This is a genomic window from Mediterraneibacter sp. NSJ-151 (assembly GCF_022487435.1).
Taxonomy (GTDB): Bacteria; Bacillota; Clostridia; order Lachnospirales; family Lachnospiraceae; genus Schaedlerella; species Schaedlerella hominis.
Genome location: NZ_JAKVPP010000003.1, coordinates 266068 through 283277, shown reverse-complemented (window position 1 = coordinate 283277; position 17210 = coordinate 266068). Strand labels below are relative to the sequence as shown.

Genomic DNA, 17210 nt, shown 5'->3' with positions numbered 1-17210 from the left:
GATAAACTAATATAGCAACATGGGGCAGATAATAGCAGATTATGAAAACGAGGTGACGTGTCTGTATGGAAAAGAAACGCCCGTATTGGCAAGTAGCAGTAAGCTTATTATTTAGCATATTAGCGACGGTTGCATTTATATTTATTGGAGTAAAAGCCGTTTTGTTTTTTATGCCATTTGTAGTTGGATGGTGCATTGCATCGATTGCGGTGCCGGTAGTAAATTGGCTTGAAAAGAAATTTAATATAGTAAAAAAATTGGGATCCGCATTAGTTGTAATCGTGGTTATTGCGATTATTGTAGCCATATTTTATTTTGCAATCAGCAGATTGATACTTGAAATTGGAGATTTGATACAAAACGTACCTGACCTGTATAGTCAGTTAGAAAACGGATTGCGCCAGATAGGAGGAACCTTATCAGGTTTATTTTCACGCCTTCCGGAAAGCGTGCAGGATGGTTGGAATACAGCGATAGTGAATCTGGATCAGATGATGGGGGATTTAGTGAAAAAAGCAAGCGAACCAACAATGGAAGCAGCAGGAAATTTCGCTAAAAAATTACCTTCATATGTGATATACTTAATTATGGCATTGATGTCTTCATATTTTTTTACCGTACAGCGTGAAGATGTGATACAATGGTTGTGTAAGATTGCACCGCCATCGGTAGAGAAGAGGATGAAACTGGTTATGGATAATCTGCGATATGCAGTAGGAGGATATTTTAAAGCCCAGTTTAAAATAATGGGGATTGTATTCTTAATATTAGCTGTTGGTTTTGCAATGCTTCGGATTAATTATTTTGTTCTTGTTGCATTTTTTATAGCATTTTTGGATTTCCTTCCATTCTTCGGAACAGGAACAGCGATGATTCCATGGGCAGTGTATAAATTCTTTATGGGTAATTATACAATGGCTATTATGTTAATCGTAATTTATGCGATTACTCAGGTATCCAGACAATTATTACAGCCCAAGTTGGTAGCAGACAGTGTCGGGCTTAATCCTCTGGTCACATTGATTTTATTGTATATCGGATATCGTGTGAGCAGCGTGATTGGAATGATCGTTGCAGTGCCAATCGGAATGGTTATAATCAATATGTGTCAGGCAGGTGCGTTTGATTACATTTTTGATGATGTGAAGATTTTAGTAGAAGGTATATTGGGGCTTCGAGAAGAATCAAATAAATAAACATTTAACTTGCAAAACAGCAATTAGATAGAAGATGTGTATGAAAGAAACTTAAGAAGGAGAGGTACAAAGAGATGGCAAATGAGCATGAAGAACAGATTCGTATCGTACAGGAAACTGTATGTGGAAAGGAAATTACATTTGCACATGTGATGGGAGGCCCGTCACCAATTATTTATCAGAAATTAGGATTGAATCCACAGGTGGATTATCGTTCATCTGCAATTGGAATTATGAATATGACACCACCGGAGTCTGCAGTTATTGCATCAGATATCGCAGTAAAAAGTGGAAATGTATATCTGGGATTTGCAGATCGTTTTACCGGGACTTTGATCATTACCGGAGAAATTTCTGATGTGACATCAGCATTGACAGAAATTGTAGATTATTTTAGAGATTCTCTTGGATATGTAGTCTGCAATATTACAAAGAGATAGGAAGTGCAGCAATGGCTCGAATGACAAAAGAGGAACTGTTAGAAAAATTGTTCCATGATGATTATCAAGATTTAAAAGGAAAACGGCTTCGCATGACACGTGTTCGTGTTCCGGGAAGAGAAGTTTGTATGGCGCATGTCTTAAATCCGGCAGATCCATGCATTTATCATAATCTTGGCTTACATATCGGGGTGCATCAAGGTGAAGATCATAATGGAGAGACAATAGGGCTTCTTCGATTTACACCATGGGAAGCTGTTGTAGTGGCTGCTGATGTGGCAATGAAGAGTGCACATGTTGAAATCGGGTTTATGGATCGATTTTGTGGGACATTAATCCTGCTCGGCCGTTTATCAGAAGTAGAGACTGCGGTAGGGGAAGTTGTCCGCTTTTTTAAAGAAGAGTTAGGCTTTGCAGCTTGCGAAGTATACCGAAGCTAAAAGAGTAAGAGAATCAGGTGAAAAGATGAAAAAAATATTTTTAATGGGTAGAAGTGAAGCAGGAAAAACCTCTTTGACACAGGCATTGAAGGGGGAAGAACTTCACTATATTAAAACACAATATACGAACACAGAAGATGACACGATTGATTCTCCGGGAGAGTATGCAGAGTCAAAGCATTTTAGTGTAGGATTGGCATGTTTTTCATTTGAAGCAGATGTAATCGCAATGGTACAAGCTGCGGATGAGCCGTTTAATTTGTTTGGACCAGGAGGCCGCTCTTTTATCCAACGTCCATTAATCGGAATTATTACAAAAGTTGACTCACCATATGCAAACATTCCTATGGTAAGACAATGGATGGAAAATGCCGGATGCGAGCGGATTTTTGAAGTAAATAATGTAACTCGTGAGGGAATCAGAGAATTGATGGAATATCTGGAAGATGATTTACCAAAACTGACTTTGGAGCAGGCAAAGTTTAAGCAACATCTTGGGTTAAATGAATGGGATGAACTGCCGGAAGGTGTAGAATATCCAGAATAGTAAAAAGATAATCTATTAGAAAGTAATAACACTTTTTAATAGGTTATTTTTCTATGAAAAAATGTGAAAAGAAGGTAAAAAATTTGGAACAGGAATGGGTAATTAAAGAAGTGGAAGAGCAACTCTTTGAGATGCAGGATTTAAAGTACAGGGATTTCCATGCAGGACTGATGCCGAATATTGATAAGAACCGAATCATAGGAGTGAGAACTCCGCAGTTACGGACATTTGCAAAAGAATATGGAAAAACGGAAGAAGCAAAAGAATTTTTAAAGGTACTTCCACATCAATATTATGAAGAGAATAATTTGCATGGATTATTGATAGAGCAAATCAAAGAATATGATAGTGCTCTGGATGAATTAGAATATTTTCTGCCATATATAGATAATTGGGCAACGTGCGATATGCTTGCAATGAAAGTTGTCAGGAAACATTTGGATATATTTATAAAGAAAATCTATCAGTGGCTTGAATCAGAACATACATATACAATTCGATTTGCTATCGGTATGTTGATGAGATATTATCTTGAGGACACATTCCGGATAGAATATGCCAGGAAGGTTGCAGAAATTCGTTCAGAAGAATATTACGTAAATATGATGCGTGCATGGTATTTTGCTACAGCATTGGCAAAGCAGTATGAACAGGTGATTCCGTTTCTAGAGGAAAGACAACTGGATGTGTGGACGCATAACAAAACAATACAAAAGAGCAGAGAGAGTTATCGGATAACTCCCAAGCAGAAAGAATATTTAAAAACGTTGAAAATAGATCAAAGAGAGCCTTTGTCCCCATGTAAATAAAATTTGCATTTTTTCATCGAAATTGTGTAAAACAAATTTATAAAAGTGCAGTATTTATTAGGCGATTGGTGAAAATCTATAAATAGAATATCAAATTCAAGAAAAATCTATTGCATAATACACAAAAAATGTTATAATTGTCCTATTGAGTATTGTACGTATAGGAGGATTTTGAGATGAAACAGTTAAATGAAAAAGTGGCTATCGTAACAGGAGCCGGACAGGGAATTGGAAAAGGAATTGCACTTTGTCTTGCAAAGAGAGGAGTAAAGATTGTTGCAACAGGACGACGTCTTGAACCAATCGAGCAGACAATCGCTGAGATTAAAGAACTTGGTGGAGAAGGCTTCGCTATGTCTTGTGACTCAGCAGATAGAGCAAGAGTAGAAGAAGTTGTTAAAGCAGCAGCTGATACATATGGAACAGTAGATGTTATTGTAAACAATGCACAGGCAATCGTTCCATCGGCTTCAGTTGAAGATACTACATATGATAATATGCTTAAAGCCTGGGAAAGTGGTGTGATTGGTTCTCTTAACTATATGCAGGCAGCATTTCCTTATATGAAAGAACAGCACGAAGGAAGAGTGATCAACTTTGCTTCGGCAACAGGTATGTTTGGTATAGCAGGACAGTTAGCGTACGGCTCTAATAAAGAAGCATTACGAGGTATGACTAAGATTGCAGCAAAAGAATGGGGACAGTATGGAATCTGTGTAAATATCGTACTTCCAGGAGCAGAATCACCGGCAGCAAAAGCATGGGCTGAGAAATTTCCGGAGGAGTATGCAAAACAGGTAAACTTAAACCCTATGAAACGTTTTGGAGATCCTGAAACTGATATTGCTCCAGTCATTGCATTTCTGGCAGGACCAGATTCATGCTATTATTCAGGTCAGAGCGTAATTATTGATGGTGCAAATTCAATTATGCCATAATTCAATTACATTATAGAGTATAACAAAAAAGCTCACAGCTGGTTGCAGATAATCAGTCGTGAGCTTTTCTTGTTAATTTATGATGATTGATTTCCTGAGATAGTGTATAATGAACGATAAGAATATTTGGGATAAGGAGAAATTACATCATGTATGAAATAATGACTGCCGATGAGGCAATCCGGCTGATTCGGGACGGAGACTGTATCTGCGTGAATTCATTTGTTGGAATAGAGAATCCAATTGAACTTCACGAGGCAATTTATAGAAGATATCAGAAGATGCAGTCACCAACACATCTGACAATGATTTCCAGTGCTGGATTTGGTGTCTGGGATGATGAACATAATGCAGAAGGGTATATCAGAGAAGGTGCCGTAGACAAGCTTATTTGCGGGCATTTTGGGGCAATGTTAAGTACAAAAAAACTCGTTTTAGAAGACCGGTTTGAAGCATATAATTTGCCACTCGGATGTATTTCACACGCTATTCGCGCTCAGGCAGGCGGGCTTCCTGGCGCACTCTCAAAAGTTGGTCTGGATATTTTTGTGGATCCAAGAAAAGAAGGCCCTGGAATCAACAGAATTTCAATTGATGATTCGTTGGTTAAGCATGTGCAAGTGGATGGGGAGGAATTCCTTTATTATAAATTACCAAAGATTAATATTGCATTGATCAAAGGAACAGCAGCAGACAGAAAGGGAAATATCACCTTTGATGATATGTTTATGTCTGGTGATGCGCTGTCTATTTGTCAGGCAGTTAAGGCAAATCGTGGAAAGGTAATTGTTCAGGTAGATCGTTTGGTTGATACTCCGTCACGACCGAGAAATGCAATTATTCCGGGATGTCTGGTAGATGCAATTGTTGTAGTAGAACCAGAAACAAGAAATGAAGCCTATACAGCATTAACCGGAAGCTTTGAGATTCCATATGAAGAATGGAATACATGGAGTGAACGTTTGGATTCAGTTTCAGTGAAGCAGTCAAAGAACAATACAGTAGCGAATATAATCGGAAAACGTGCATCAAAGGAATTGCGAGTGGATGATATTGTAAATATTGGAATCGGAATTCCGGAGATGGTTTCCCGTTTTGCAAGAAAGAGCGGGATGCTTGACATGGTGACATTGACAGTTGAGTCAGGAGGAATCGGCGGATTTCCGGTTTCCGGTGAGGCGTTTGGGGCAATGATCGGTGCGGCATCTGTCTATGATATGGCAAACCAATTCGATCTTTATGACAATGGCGGATTGGACGTCTGCTTTATGGGTGCTCTTGAAGTAGATAAAGAAGGAAATGTGAATGCACATCGTGGACCGGGAGCATTTGCAGGAATCGGCGGCTTTGCGAATATCACATCTAAGACACCGACGGTTGTTTTCTGTTTTAGTTTTACTGCAAAAGGACTTGAGGTTTCACAGACAAAAGGAATTGTAACGGTTGAGAAGGAAGGAACAATTTCTAAATTCGTGGATCAAGTCAAGAGTATCAGTTTTTCAGCCAGACGTGCAATTGAAAATGGTCAGAAGGTGCTTTACGTGACAGAACGCTGTGTATTTCGCCTGACACCGAAGGGACTGAAACTGATAGAGGTTTATCCGGGAATTGATGTGCAGAAAGATATTCTGGATCTTCTGCCATTTGAGGTGGAAGTGTAGGTGCATTGTTATATCCATAAGGGTGATGCCCAGATGCGGAAACTCGGACTATGTGGGAATCGTGGAGAAATGTGAAGGAGGAACGACTATATTCTACATTCAGGAAGGGGTTGCGACTATGTGTAGATTAATGGAAGATATGAGAAATGAGACTGCGAGAGAAGAACGAATAGCAAGGGCACAGCGATTATTGAAGTTAGGAAAACTGTCATAAGAAGAGATTGCAGAAAAAGCAGTACTGACAGTAGAAGAAGTCTAAATCTACATAGCCGGATGGTTTCCAATAAAGGAATCATCTGGCTATTTCCATACAGCCTGATGAAAAATAGAATAGTAGTGAAAGAAAAAGTACAAACAACAATCGAACATTTGTACTTTTTTCTTGCCTTCCTCTATATACTTTTAAAAATTTCTTTGATATAATAGGGACTGTTAATACTGTTTAATCTGGAAAAATCAGTTTTCGCACAGGCGATTGCAGTGCTTGTGAAAGGTTTCAAGGAAGGCAACCAATGTCAGACTTATTTGATTGCACAACAGATAATATTTCTTTACATTTAAAAAATATATACAAAGAAGAATTGGATGAAAATGCAACTACCGAGTTATTCTCGATAGTTCAAAATGAGGGACAGCGTAATGTTAAAAGAAAAGTAAAATGTTATAATTTGGATGCGATTATAGCTGTTGGATATCGAGTTAATTCTAAGAAAGCTACACGTTTTCGGCAGTGGTCTACCAAAACATTAAAAGAATATATTACCAAGGGGTTTGTGCTGAACGATGATATGCTTAAAAATGGGAAGCCTTTTGGAAAAGATTATTTTGATGAATTATTAGAACGTATTCGTGAGATTAGGGCAAGTGAGAGAAGAGTTTATCAAAAAATTACTGATGTTTTCGAACAATGTAGTTACGATTATGATAAAAATAGTGATATTACAAAGAATTTTTATGCTTTTGTTCAAAATAAATTGCATTTTGCAGTTACAGGAAAGACGGCTGCAGATTTCTGAATTTGATCGCGAAGTAGAGAAATATCTTAGAGGTTAGGAAAAAAAGAATGTTGTCCAGAAGTAGAAAATATAAAGGAGAGAATCTATAATGGATCATTTTGAATTAGTATCAGAATATAAACCAACAGGAGACCAGCCACAGGCAATCAAAGAACTAGTCGAAGGTTTTAAAGAAGGCAATCAGTGTCAGATATTGCTTGGCGTCACCGGATCTGGTAAGACATTTACGATGGCGAATGTCATCCAACAATTGAATAAACCAACGCTGATCATAGCACACAATAAGACACTGGCTGCGTAGCTTTATGGGGAATTTAAAGAGTTCTTTCCAAATAACGCAGTGGAATACTTTGTCTCCTAGCATGAGAAAGTCACAAAACGGGTAGTATTTTGTGGTATGTGGGTGGTTGAACATCCAGATGTTGTGGAAGCGGTAGTGGTGAGAGTATAGGTGAAAAGCGGGTGGATGAAGAGGTTTTGTGACTTTTCATCGCCTGCTTTTTTGTTAAAGAATTTGAAAAAATTAGTGTATAAGAGTTGAATAGTATAATTAAAATAAAGAAAAATTGATTTGATAGAAACGGTCTAGGATAAACAAAAGTTTGAATCACATTTTTGATTTGAGAGCGGTACAATTTTCGAATATTTTTATTATTATGGAAAAATTTGTTGATTGATGAAATGAAAATGGAGGGTTATAATAAAAAGAGAAATAGAACCAATATAGATTGTATTGGATGAACTCTTAAAACAGGAGGATGAAATATGGCATTAAATAAAGTATTAGAAGGAATGCTTAATGATTTTAAAAAAGATTTTTTACTTGAGATACCAGAGATTTCCAAACAATTTGAATATTTGGTAAATTATCTGGTTGTTTCTAAATTTCATCCAGATGCTTTTAGTGATAAAGGTGATTTGGAAAGAGTGGTTGTAGATGAGAAGGGACAATTTGGATTAGATGCTATTGCATTTATTGTAAATGGAAACCTTGTATTAGGAAAAGATGATATTTCAATATATGCTAAATCAAAAAAACTGGATGTGGATATACTATTTATCCAAACAAAAACTGAAGAGAAGTGCGACACAGGTAATTTGTTAAAAACTATTCAGGCTACAAAAAATTTTCTTGAAAATTTTGAGGCAATAACAGAAAAAAATTCAAATGTATTAAATGCAAAAGAAATTTATGATGAACTGTTTAAATATGAAAATTTTAGACTTTGTACCAGTCAGTCACCCAAATGTCATATTTTTTATGTTACTGCAGCAAATGAGTGGGATGGAGGTTTGGTTAAAAGCATTTGTGAATCAAATGAAAAAGAATTATCTTCAAGTATGAAAGATATAAAAAGTGTAGATATTCAGGTTTTAGGAAGAGAATATGTTATGGAGACTTATAGTGAAGTTAAAAATAACATTACTGTTCAGATTAACTTAAAAAATAGTATAACATTGGATAAGATTGAAGGGGTAAAAGAGGCATATATAGGATATTTAACAGGCAATGATTACTTAAAAATTATTTGTGATAATACAGGAGATCTTAGAAGACGTATATTTTATGAAAATGTTAGAGATTATCAGGGTACTGAAAATAATGTTAATAAGGAAATTAGGAGCACTATTGCTAATGAAAATACAAGAGGGCAATTTATTCTATTAAATAATGGAGTGACCATAATAACGAAATCGGTGACGTCATTAGGTGCAAATATGTATGAATTAGCAGATTTTCAAATTGTAAATGGATGTCAAACAAGTAATGAGATTTTTAATTGTAAGGAATTTGCTTCAGATATATTAGTACCAGTGAAAATCATATATACTACAGATAGTGATATTATAAGTAGTATTGTAAAAGCAACTAATAGGCAAAGTCCTGTACCAGAAGAAGCATTTATAGCATTAGGAAAATATCATAAAGAACTTCAATTGCTGTTTAGTGAATATTCAAAAGAGATGCCTATAGAAATGTTTTATGAGAGACGTTCCGGGGAAGAAGATGATATTAAAGAAAAGCAAGGAAGTTATCAAGTTGTGACATTACATGGAATGGTAAGAGCTTTTGAAAGTGTATATTGTCAAAATCCTAATGTAGTGTTTGGTACTAATCCTGCTAATATTTTGAAGAGTAAAAAAGAAAAAATATTTTGTAAGGATCATAAACCAGAGGTGTATTATTTGGCATCATACTTATTTGTTAAGTTTGTCAATATGCAACAAAAAGGTAAATTTTCAAAGCATGATTATACATTAAGATTTTATATAATTATGATAGTAAGAGTTCTGATGGTTGGATCATTAAATGTACCGGAGTTAAGTAGCTCCGCAATGGGAAAAGAAAATAAGAAAATGTTAAAATTATTAAAGGGTGATGTGGATTCTTATTTTATTGAAGCAAAGGAAATACTGGTAGATCTTTTAAATCAGCAGGAATATGCAGAGAAAAAGCAATATGATGTATTAAGAAGTGCTGAATTTTGCAGGAAAACAAAGACACGGTTAAAAGAAATAATAGAAAATCAATAATTGTGAAAAAATATTACATAGCCGATTGGTTCACCAAGAATCCGTCGGCTTTTTTCATGCTCATTTTTATACATAGCCAGTCCTGTAAAAAGGATTGGCTATTAAATTTTTCGAGGAAGGAGGAAACCATATGACCAAGTGTAAAGTAATCGCCCTTGCAAATCAGAAGGGAGGAACAGCAAAGACCACAACAACATTAAATCTAGGAATTGGTCTTGCACATCAAGGGCGGAAAGTATTATTGGTTGATGCTGATCCGCAGGGGGATTTAACAACTGCATTGGGGTGGACAAATGCAGACAGTCTTCCTATTACATTGGAAACACAAATGAAAAAGATATTACAAGACGAACCGTTTGTGTATAATGAAGGCATTTTGCACCATAAAGAAGGAGTAGATATTATTCCGACCAACATTGAATTATCGGGAATGGAAATCTCATTGGTAAATGCCATGAGCAGAGAGCAGACTTTAAAGCTGTATCTGGCAGATTTGAAAAAGGATTATGATTATATACTGATTGATTGTATGCCTAGTTTGGGAATGTTGACCATCAATGCATTAGCTGCCGCAGACAGTGTAATTGTTCCAGTGCAGGCTCATTATCTTCCACTAAAGGGCATGACACAGTTAATGAAAACAATCGGTAAGGTACAAAGACAGCTAAATCCTAATCTGAAGATTGATGGAGTCTTACTGACGCTTGCAGATATGCGGACAAAGCTTGCAAGAACAACAGAGGATAGCCTAAGAGAAAATTACGGGAAACATATCCGAATTTTCAAAACGGTTATTCCAGTGGCTATCACAGCGGCAGAAAGCAGTGCAGCAGGACAGAGCATTTATGAGTATGACAAGAATGGAACTGTTGCAAAGGCGTATGCAGAATTTACGAGGGAGGTGATTCAGTGTGGCGAAAAGCAAAGAAATAAACATGAATCTTCCCTCAGCCGATGACCTTTTTACCACGCAGGAAGAAAGAGACCAGAAGAATCAGGAGCATGTAAAAAATATTTCTGTTTATGAAATCAGTGATTTTCCGAATCATCCATTTAAAGTAAAAATGGATGATAAAATGGTGGAGACCATTGAAAGTATTCGAGAACATGGTGTATTGGTTCCTGCTCTTGTCAGAGAGAAGCCAACAGGTGGGTATGAAATGATTTCTGGACACCGTAGAAAAATGGCAAGTGAACTGGCAGGGTTAGAAAATATACCTTGTATTGTAAGAAATCTCAGTGATGACGAAGCAGTTATTGTCATGGTTGACAGCAATCTTCAAAGGGAAGAAATATTACCATCAGAAAAAGCATTTGCTTACAAAATGAAGTTAGATGTCATGAAAAGACAGGGACAAAGAACTGATTTAACTTCGTCGCCACTGGCGACAAAGTTGAAAGGAAAACGTTCTGATGAATTATTGGGTGAGGAGGTTGGAGAAAGTAAAGACCAAATCAGAAGATATATTCGATTAACCTACTTGATACCGGAAATTCTTGAAATGGTCGATAACAAGAAAATTGCCATGCGTCCGGCGGTGGAGCTGTCTTATTTGCCAAAAGAAGAACAGGAGATATTGTACGATACCATGGAATCGGAAGATTGCACTCCAAGTCATGCACAGGCAATCAAAATCCGCAAATTTTCAGCAGAGGGCAGGTTGAATGAAGATGTTTTGCTGTCGATTATGTCAGAAGAGAAGCCAAATCAGGTAGAGCAGTGGAAAATCCCGAAGAACCGACTGAAAAAATACTTTCCATCGGGAACTACACAGCAGAAAATGGAAGAAACCATTATCAAAGCACTGGAATTATACCGGAAACGGGAAAAAAGCAGGGAACGATAGGCATTTTGACACCAAGGGAAAAGTCTACCCGTTGGTGGTCAATGAGAAATCAGCCTTTTTCTGTTTTCCCCTCCCCACACCTTACCCCTTTGGTTTACCAGCAGATTACCAGCCGAAAAGACAATAAGGAGCCGGGAACCTCTTCTCTTTCGGCAGGTCAGAGATTCCCATACCCTGCATGACAGCAGGGAGCAAACAGCATAAAGCAACAACAGGCGTTCCAGATGGACGTCTTTTTTGATTGAAAAGAAAGGAATTGTAGAAAATGAAGAAGATATGGAAACGAGTGTGTACAGGACTTCTTACCCTGACCACGATTTTAACTGCATTACCGACTACATCGGCTTACGCAGCAGAAACACAGTATTGGACAGAGTCCTCAGAGCGAGTCGGATATATTGAACATGTGATGAATGATGGAACCATTCATTCGACATTCAATGAAGGTCACATGAAAGTGGAGGGCGAAACAGCCTATTGTGTAGATATTAACACCGGATTTAAAAATGGGTATAAAATCAGACACGATGCGAGTTCCAGTATGAGTGCTGCACAGATTGAAGATGTGGCATTGTCGCTGGAGTATGTAAAGCAGTATAGGGGCAGTCACAGTAACCTAAATGCGAATCAGGGATATCTGCTGGAACAGTGTGTAGTATGGCAGAGACTCAGTGAACAGTTGGGCTGGAAGTGTGATAATGTCCGAGCTGCATATTCTGAGATTTCACAGGATATTCAGAATGAAGTGTATGCAGGAGCGAGAGCATTTGTACAGGCAAACAAAGGTCGCTATAAATGTGGCGGATATATCTATACTGGTGAAGGACAGGATCTTGGACAGTTTTGGGCAGAACTGAATGTCGGAAATGCGAAGGTAAAAAAGACAACTGCAAATGAGATTGTCACAAATGGAAATGCGATGTATTCCATTGTTGGAGCAACCTTTGGCATATTTTTAGACCAGAATTGTAGTAATCAGATTGGAACACTTACAACAAATGAAAATGGCGATACGAATGAAGTTGAAGTGACTGCAGGGATTGTTTATATCAAAGAGCTTTCTGCACCGAAAGGATATAAGCTGGATACGACAGTACGCAGTCTGAAAGTTGAAGCCGGAAAGACAGCCGTATTAAATGTTTCCGATGTTCCGAAAGTAACAGAGACATTGGTAGATCTGTTCAAGATTGATATGGAAACAGGAAAAGCAACCGCACAGGGAAATGCAGCACTGTCAGGAGCAGAGTTTACCTGGCATTATTATGACGGATTTTATACAAAAGATAACTTACCAGAGAAAGCAACACGTACCTGGGTTACAAAAACGGTGGCAGAAAAGAGCAGTGACGGAAGTATTCATTATGTGACAAAACTGTCAGATGCTTACAAAGTATCGGGAGATGCATTTTACATTCAGAATGAAAAAAGCGTATTACCACTTGGAACACTGACTGTTGAGGAGACAAAAGCACCAGACGGATATTTACTGGACGGAGCTTATATGCAGGCAGGAGACAGTACAGAACAGATAAAAGGAATGTATCTGACACAGATCACAGAGGACGGAGAACTTGCAGTTCTTTCCGGAAGCAACCAGTATTCCGTATCTGACCAGGTAATCCGAGGTGGTGTGAAGATTCAGAAACGTGATTTAGAGACAAAAGATACCAAAGCACAGGGAAGTGCCACATTAAAAGATACTGCATTTGCAATTATTTCTTTGAACGAAAATTCGGTTCTGGTAGAAGGAAAACTGTACAAAAAAAATGAGACAGTTAAGACAATTCAGACAGGGATTGACGGAGTAGCAACAACATCGGCAGATTTACTTCCATATGGTAAATACAAACTGGAGGAAACAAAAGCACCGGAAGGATATCTGACAGACGGTGCAAAAGAGATTGAATTTTCGATTACGGAAAATGGAAAAATCGTAGATTTAACAGACGAAAGCCATTCCATTTACAACCAGATTAAACGTGGAGATCTGGAAGGCGTAAAGATTGGAGCAGGTACACATAAGAGACTTGCAAATGTTCCTTTTAAGATTACCAGTAAAACAACCGGAGAGAGCCATATCGTAGTGACAGATAAAAATGGTCAGTTTTCAACAGCTTCCGATTGGGCATCTCATAAGAGAAATACAAATACCGGGAAATCCAGTGAGGACGGAATCTGGTTCGGAACTTCTGAGCCGGACGACAGCAAAGGTGCATTACTTTATGACACTTATGAGATTGAGGAGTTAGCTTGTGAATCCAACAAAGGTATGAAATTGATTCCAGCATTTGAAGTTGTTGTCAGCAGAAATAAAGTAACAATCGACCTTGGAACACTGACCGATGAGTATGAAAAAGAGATTACTATTCATACAACAGCAACGGATAAAGAAACGGGCGAAAAAATAATTGTTGCAGGAAAGAAAGTAACGATTGTAGATACGGTTACTCTGGACGGTCTGGAAGAAGGAAGAAAATATCAGTTAAAAGGCTGGCAGATGCTGAAAGAGGAAAATGCAGAACTGCTCATTGATGGAAAGCGTGTGGAGAGTGCTTACACTTTTGTTGCTGACAGCGAGAAAATGAAAGTAGAGATTTCTTATACGTTTGATGCATCAGAACTTGGTGGACAGAATCTGGTTACATTTGAAGAATTATATGACCTGAAGAGTCCGGAAGAACCTGTAAAAGTTGCAGAGCATAAAGACATTGACGATGAAGGTCAGACTGTTCTGATTACGGAGCGAAAGATTTCGATTCATACCACAGCAACTGATAAGAATGGCAAGAAAGAAATCGAAGCCGGAAAAGATCTGACGATTGTGGATACGGTTACTTTAGAAGGACTGGAAATCGGTACGAACTACAAGTTGTCTGGTTGGCAGATGGTTAAGGCAGAAAATGCAAAGCTGCTCATTGATGGCAAAGAAGTTACCAATGATTATGAATTTACAGCGGACAAGGAAAACATGGAAGTGCAGATTGAGTTTACTTTCGATGGCAGCACTCTTGGAGGAAAGCCGTTTGTAACCTTTGAAGAACTGTATGATATGACAAATCCGGAAGAACCGAAAAAGGTAACAGAGCATAAGGACATCAACGATGAAGGTCAGACTGTAACCATCAAAGAAGTACCGGAAACACCAACCCCAGAGACACCGGGTACTACTACAAAGACCAGTAACCCTCCGAAAACAGGAGATACGGAAAAGGTAGCTTTATGGATAGCCATTCTGGTATTGTCAGCAGCCGGAATCACCGGAGTTCGTATCTGGAATAAAAAGAAACAGGTTAAGCAATTAGGAATTGAAGAAAAGAAAGAAGGGGAGGAGTAAAACAAAGGGCGGCGATAAGCTGCCCTTTGATGATGAAATGGGAAAAAATCAGAAAGCAGTAAAAGTATTACAGCGTTTATTTGATGCTGGGTATGGAACGGAAAAAGAGATTGTCAATATGGCGATGGATGAAATGCTTGCTTTGCCGGGAGTGAATGTAGCAGATCTGTGCATTATCAGTGAGATGCAGAAAAGCATTAAGGCAAACAAAGTGATAAGCTATTTGTCAGGGAAAAAAGAAGTAAAGGAAGAAACGAAAGGAGCAGATTATGGTGGAACAACCTAAATATTTGGAAATGACATTATCACAATTGAAAGCATATGTGGAATCTTCAGAGAGTAATATTTTTTTGGTTGTAGAATTTCCAAAAGGAGATCAGAAGGATGGAGAATGAATTGGAAGTTGTGAATATCCGTCTGGTAAAAGAGCCGTCTCTTTATAGTGAGCAGACGTTGGACAGTCCACAGGCTGTTGTAGAATTGATGGCGAAGGAGTTATCGCAATATGACAGAGAAGTATTTTGCATCCTGAATATGAAAAATAATGGACAGGTAATCAATATGAATCTGGTCAGTGTTGGAACAATCAATGCATCTTTGGTAATTCCCAGAGAAGTTTTTAAGAGCAGTATTCTGGCAAATACTTCTGCAATCATTGGACTTCATAATCATCCCAGTGGCAATGTGAAACCGTCAAAAGAGGATATGATTGTTACGAGAAAGCTGCAGAAGTGCGGACAGCTACTGGGGATAGAATTGCTGGATCATATCATTGTCGGTGGAACTAATGGAAAGATGCTCAGCTTCCGAGAAGAAAAGATGTTGAATGTGACAGGAAGGACGGACTGGGAGAGATAGAAGAAAAAAGAATTAGAAGTTTTTATTTATTGTAATATTTCATGTAGCGGCATTAGTAAAATAGTGTCGCTACAAAAAGCTGACTTATACATTGATATTATATGCATAACTCAAAATAAAATTGTTAAAAATAGAAAAAGAAACAATATATAACGAAAAAATCTCTAAATAAGAAATTCACATTGACTGAGAGAAGAGTAAAACATATAATAAAGGTGGAGGTGTATAAGAATGTTAGTAAAAGTAAGTGTTGAAAATTTTAAATCTTTTGATAAAGCAGCAGAGCTGACAATGATTTCCTCAAATAAAATACGAACAAATGCAAATCACAGGTTAAAGATAAAAAGTACTCAGTTATTAAAATATGCAGTAGTTTATGGAGCAAATGCATCTGGAAAGACCAATTTGGCATTGTTCTTTAAATTTTTTAAAGATAGTGTCTGCAATGGTATTCCGATAGAAGCTACACAGATGTTTTGTAAGAATCGGAAGGAGAATAAGGAACGAGAAAGTAGTTTTGAAATTCAGATTACTGTAGGTGACAAATTTTATGCCTATGGTTTTTCTGCAGTTTTAAGCAGACGAAAAGTAACCGGAGAATGGTTATATGAATTATATCAGAATGGTTCAGCAAAATGTCTTTTTGAACGAGAAGGAAGCAAACGTCCGGTGTTAAATGATGGCATTACGCTGACAAACACAGAAAAAAATAAATTTGAAACCTATGCAGATGATTTTGAAGGAAATGAAACATCTTTGTTCCTGACAGAAATGAATCGCGGGAAAAAATATAGCACACAATCTAAATTATTGTTCTTCCGGGATGTATATGATTGGATTCAGAATCATATTTCGATTATCACACCGGATACGCCATTGATTGATTTGGAATATTATTATGATGATAATTCGCTGAAGCTGATTAACAAATTGATCAAAACATTTGATACGGGTATCAGTCAGGTGAAAATTGAAGAAATTACATTGGATGAGTTATCAAATGCATTGCCAAAATCAGTATTTGATAAGATGATGCAGCATGTAAAAAATAGAATGGAAGAGCAGGAAGAACCATCATTCAGAATGACGATGAGGTCGAAGGAAACTTTCTTTAATATCGAAGTTGAAGGACATTCTGAACCGAAGGTCACAACAATCCGGTTGCATCATAATAAGTCATTTTATGAGTTCGGTTTTGATGAAGAGTCTGATGGAACAAGAAGATTATTCGATTTGATGGATATGCTGTTGAATAAACGAGAAGATGTTCTTTATGTTGTGGATGAATTAGAGAGAAGCTTACATCCGAAGCTGACAGAACGATTTTTGCAATTGTTTATGCAGCTACATGATGAGCAGCGTATGCAGCTATTGTTCACTACACATGAATCATCCATTATGGATCAGGCTATTTTCAGAAGGGATGAAATCTGGTTTGTAGAACGTAATGCAGAAAATGCAAGCTCTATTTATTCCCTAGATCGTTTCAAGGAGAGGTATGATAAGGTGTTGAGCAAGGCATATCTGGAAGGAAGATATGGTGCGATACCGGTATTTTCAACATTCGACTTTAGAGAGGAGGAGTAGCC

General features: G+C 37.5%; 16 protein-coding genes and 1 pseudogene. All 17 read left to right on the top strand.

The annotated features are described in order from the left end of the window. The first annotated feature begins 65 nt into the window (after nucleotides 1–65). The 17 genes and pseudogenes from ytvI to LQE94_RS04610 all read left to right on the top strand — a co-directional run bounded on the left by ytvI (nucleotide 66) and on the right by LQE94_RS04610 (nucleotide 17208). Entirely contained in the window at nucleotides 66–1196 is a 1131-nt protein-coding gene (gene ytvI, locus LQE94_RS04685; protein ID WP_240577136.1) for a sporulation integral membrane protein YtvI, read from the top strand. A 74-nt stretch (nucleotides 1197–1270) separates the two neighbouring features. After that, nucleotides 1271–1636, top strand: coding sequence for a BMC domain-containing protein (locus tag LQE94_RS04680; RefSeq protein ID WP_022075563.1), 366 nt, complete (start codon nucleotides 1271–1273; stop codon nucleotides 1634–1636). A gap of 11 nt (nucleotides 1637–1647) precedes the next feature. Next, nucleotides 1648–2076 (top strand): BMC domain-containing protein, encoded by a 429-nt coding sequence (locus LQE94_RS04675; RefSeq protein ID WP_022075562.1) that lies wholly within the window; start codon nucleotides 1648–1650, stop codon nucleotides 2074–2076. Between the two features lie 25 nt (nucleotides 2077–2101). Next, nucleotides 2102–2623, top strand: a complete 522-nt coding sequence (locus tag LQE94_RS04670) for a EutP/PduV family microcompartment system protein (RefSeq protein WP_022075561.1) — start codon at nucleotides 2102–2104, stop codon at nucleotides 2621–2623. Between the two features lie 53 nt (nucleotides 2624–2676). Then, nucleotides 2677–3432, top strand: a complete 756-nt coding sequence (locus tag LQE94_RS04665) for a DNA alkylation repair protein (protein WP_330638866.1) — start codon at nucleotides 2677–2679, stop codon at nucleotides 3430–3432. Between the two features lie 176 nt (nucleotides 3433–3608). Beyond that, complete coding sequence (locus LQE94_RS04660; RefSeq protein ID WP_118737362.1) at nucleotides 3609–4370, top strand: SDR family NAD(P)-dependent oxidoreductase; 762 nt, start codon at nucleotides 3609–3611, stop codon at nucleotides 4368–4370. A 149-nt stretch (nucleotides 4371–4519) separates the two neighbouring features. Further along, nucleotides 4520–6031: a CoA-transferase gene (locus LQE94_RS04655; protein ID WP_240577135.1), complete on the top strand. Its 1512-nt coding sequence runs from the start codon at nucleotides 4520–4522 to the stop codon at nucleotides 6029–6031. A gap of 512 nt (nucleotides 6032–6543) precedes the next feature. Further along, nucleotides 6544–7047 carry a RhuM family protein gene (rhuM, locus tag LQE94_RS04650; protein WP_330638865.1) on the top strand — a complete coding sequence of 168 codons (504 nt, stop codon included), beginning with the start codon at nucleotides 6544–6546 and terminating at the stop codon, nucleotides 7045–7047. Between the two features lie 88 nt (nucleotides 7048–7135). Then, a pseudogene (locus tag LQE94_RS04645) lies at nucleotides 7136–7345 on the top strand (DEAD/DEAH box helicase family protein); the annotation flags it as partial. A gap of 467 nt (nucleotides 7346–7812) precedes the next feature. Next, nucleotides 7813–9582: an AIPR family protein gene (locus LQE94_RS04640; protein ID WP_240577134.1), complete on the top strand. Its 1770-nt coding sequence runs from the start codon at nucleotides 7813–7815 to the stop codon at nucleotides 9580–9582. A gap of 130 nt (nucleotides 9583–9712) precedes the next feature. After that, nucleotides 9713–10540: a ParA family protein gene (locus LQE94_RS04635; protein ID WP_240577133.1), complete on the top strand. Its 828-nt coding sequence runs from the start codon at nucleotides 9713–9715 to the stop codon at nucleotides 10538–10540. Continuing rightward, nucleotides 10494–11429 carry a ParB/RepB/Spo0J family partition protein gene (locus LQE94_RS04630; RefSeq protein ID WP_240577132.1) on the top strand — a complete coding sequence of 312 codons (936 nt, stop codon included), beginning with the start codon at nucleotides 10494–10496 and terminating at the stop codon, nucleotides 11427–11429. The genes LQE94_RS04635 and LQE94_RS04630 overlap by 47 nt, the downstream gene beginning before the upstream one ends. Before the next feature lie 265 nt (nucleotides 11430–11694). Then, nucleotides 11695–14763, top strand: a complete 3069-nt coding sequence (locus LQE94_RS04625; RefSeq protein ID WP_240577131.1) for a VaFE repeat-containing surface-anchored protein — start codon at nucleotides 11695–11697, stop codon at nucleotides 14761–14763. Next, the gene (locus LQE94_RS04620; RefSeq protein ID WP_330638863.1) at nucleotides 14735–15049 is read left to right on the top strand and encodes a hypothetical protein; all 315 of its coding nucleotides are present in this window, start codon (nucleotides 14735–14737) and stop codon (nucleotides 15047–15049) included. The genes LQE94_RS04625 and LQE94_RS04620 overlap by 29 nt, the downstream gene beginning before the upstream one ends. Then, on the top strand, nucleotides 15033–15158 hold the full coding sequence (locus LQE94_RS16190) for a hypothetical protein (protein ID WP_276312695.1): 126 nt from the start codon (nucleotides 15033–15035) through the stop codon (nucleotides 15156–15158). The genes LQE94_RS04620 and LQE94_RS16190 overlap by 17 nt, the downstream gene beginning before the upstream one ends. Beyond that, nucleotides 15148–15621, top strand: a complete 474-nt coding sequence (locus LQE94_RS04615) for a JAB domain-containing protein (protein WP_240577130.1) — start codon at nucleotides 15148–15150, stop codon at nucleotides 15619–15621. The genes LQE94_RS16190 and LQE94_RS04615 overlap by 11 nt, the downstream gene beginning before the upstream one ends. Before the next feature lie 231 nt (nucleotides 15622–15852). Continuing rightward, nucleotides 15853–17208: an AAA family ATPase gene (locus LQE94_RS04610; protein WP_240577129.1), complete on the top strand. Its 1356-nt coding sequence runs from the start codon at nucleotides 15853–15855 to the stop codon at nucleotides 17206–17208. Nucleotides 17209–17210 lie beyond the last annotated feature (2 nt).

Bases quoted from the DNA above. Each gene is read 5' to 3' on its own strand.
- ytvI (WP_240577136.1), top strand. From the start codon at position 66: ATGGAAAAGAAACGCCCGTATTGGCAAGTAGCAGTAAGCTTATTATTT.
- LQE94_RS04680 (WP_022075563.1), top strand. From the start codon at position 1,271: ATGGCAAATGAGCATGAAGAACAGATTCGTATCGTACAGGAAACTGTA.
- LQE94_RS04675 (WP_022075562.1), top strand. From the start codon at position 1,648: ATGGCTCGAATGACAAAAGAGGAACTGTTAGAAAAATTGTTCCATGAT.
- LQE94_RS04670 (WP_022075561.1), top strand. From the start codon at position 2,102: ATGAAAAAAATATTTTTAATGGGTAGAAGTGAAGCAGGAAAAACCTCT.
- LQE94_RS04665 (WP_330638866.1), top strand. From the start codon at position 2,677: ATGAAAAAATGTGAAAAGAAGGTAAAAAATTTGGAACAGGAATGGGTA.
- LQE94_RS04660 (WP_118737362.1), top strand. From the start codon at position 3,609: ATGAAACAGTTAAATGAAAAAGTGGCTATCGTAACAGGAGCCGGACAG.
- LQE94_RS04655 (WP_240577135.1), top strand. From the start codon at position 4,520: ATGTATGAAATAATGACTGCCGATGAGGCAATCCGGCTGATTCGGGAC.
- rhuM (WP_330638865.1), top strand. From the start codon at position 6,544: ATGTCAGACTTATTTGATTGCACAACAGATAATATTTCTTTACATTTA.
- LQE94_RS04640 (WP_240577134.1), top strand. From the start codon at position 7,813: ATGGCATTAAATAAAGTATTAGAAGGAATGCTTAATGATTTTAAAAAA.
- LQE94_RS04635 (WP_240577133.1), top strand. From the start codon at position 9,713: ATGACCAAGTGTAAAGTAATCGCCCTTGCAAATCAGAAGGGAGGAACA.
- LQE94_RS04625 (WP_240577131.1), top strand. From the start codon at position 11,695: ATGAAGAAGATATGGAAACGAGTGTGTACAGGACTTCTTACCCTGACC.
- LQE94_RS16190 (WP_276312695.1), top strand. From the start codon at position 15,033: ATGGTGGAACAACCTAAATATTTGGAAATGACATTATCACAATTGAAA.
- LQE94_RS04615 (WP_240577130.1), top strand. From the start codon at position 15,148: ATGGAGAATGAATTGGAAGTTGTGAATATCCGTCTGGTAAAAGAGCCG.
- LQE94_RS04610 (WP_240577129.1), top strand. From the start codon at position 15,853: ATGTTAGTAAAAGTAAGTGTTGAAAATTTTAAATCTTTTGATAAAGCA.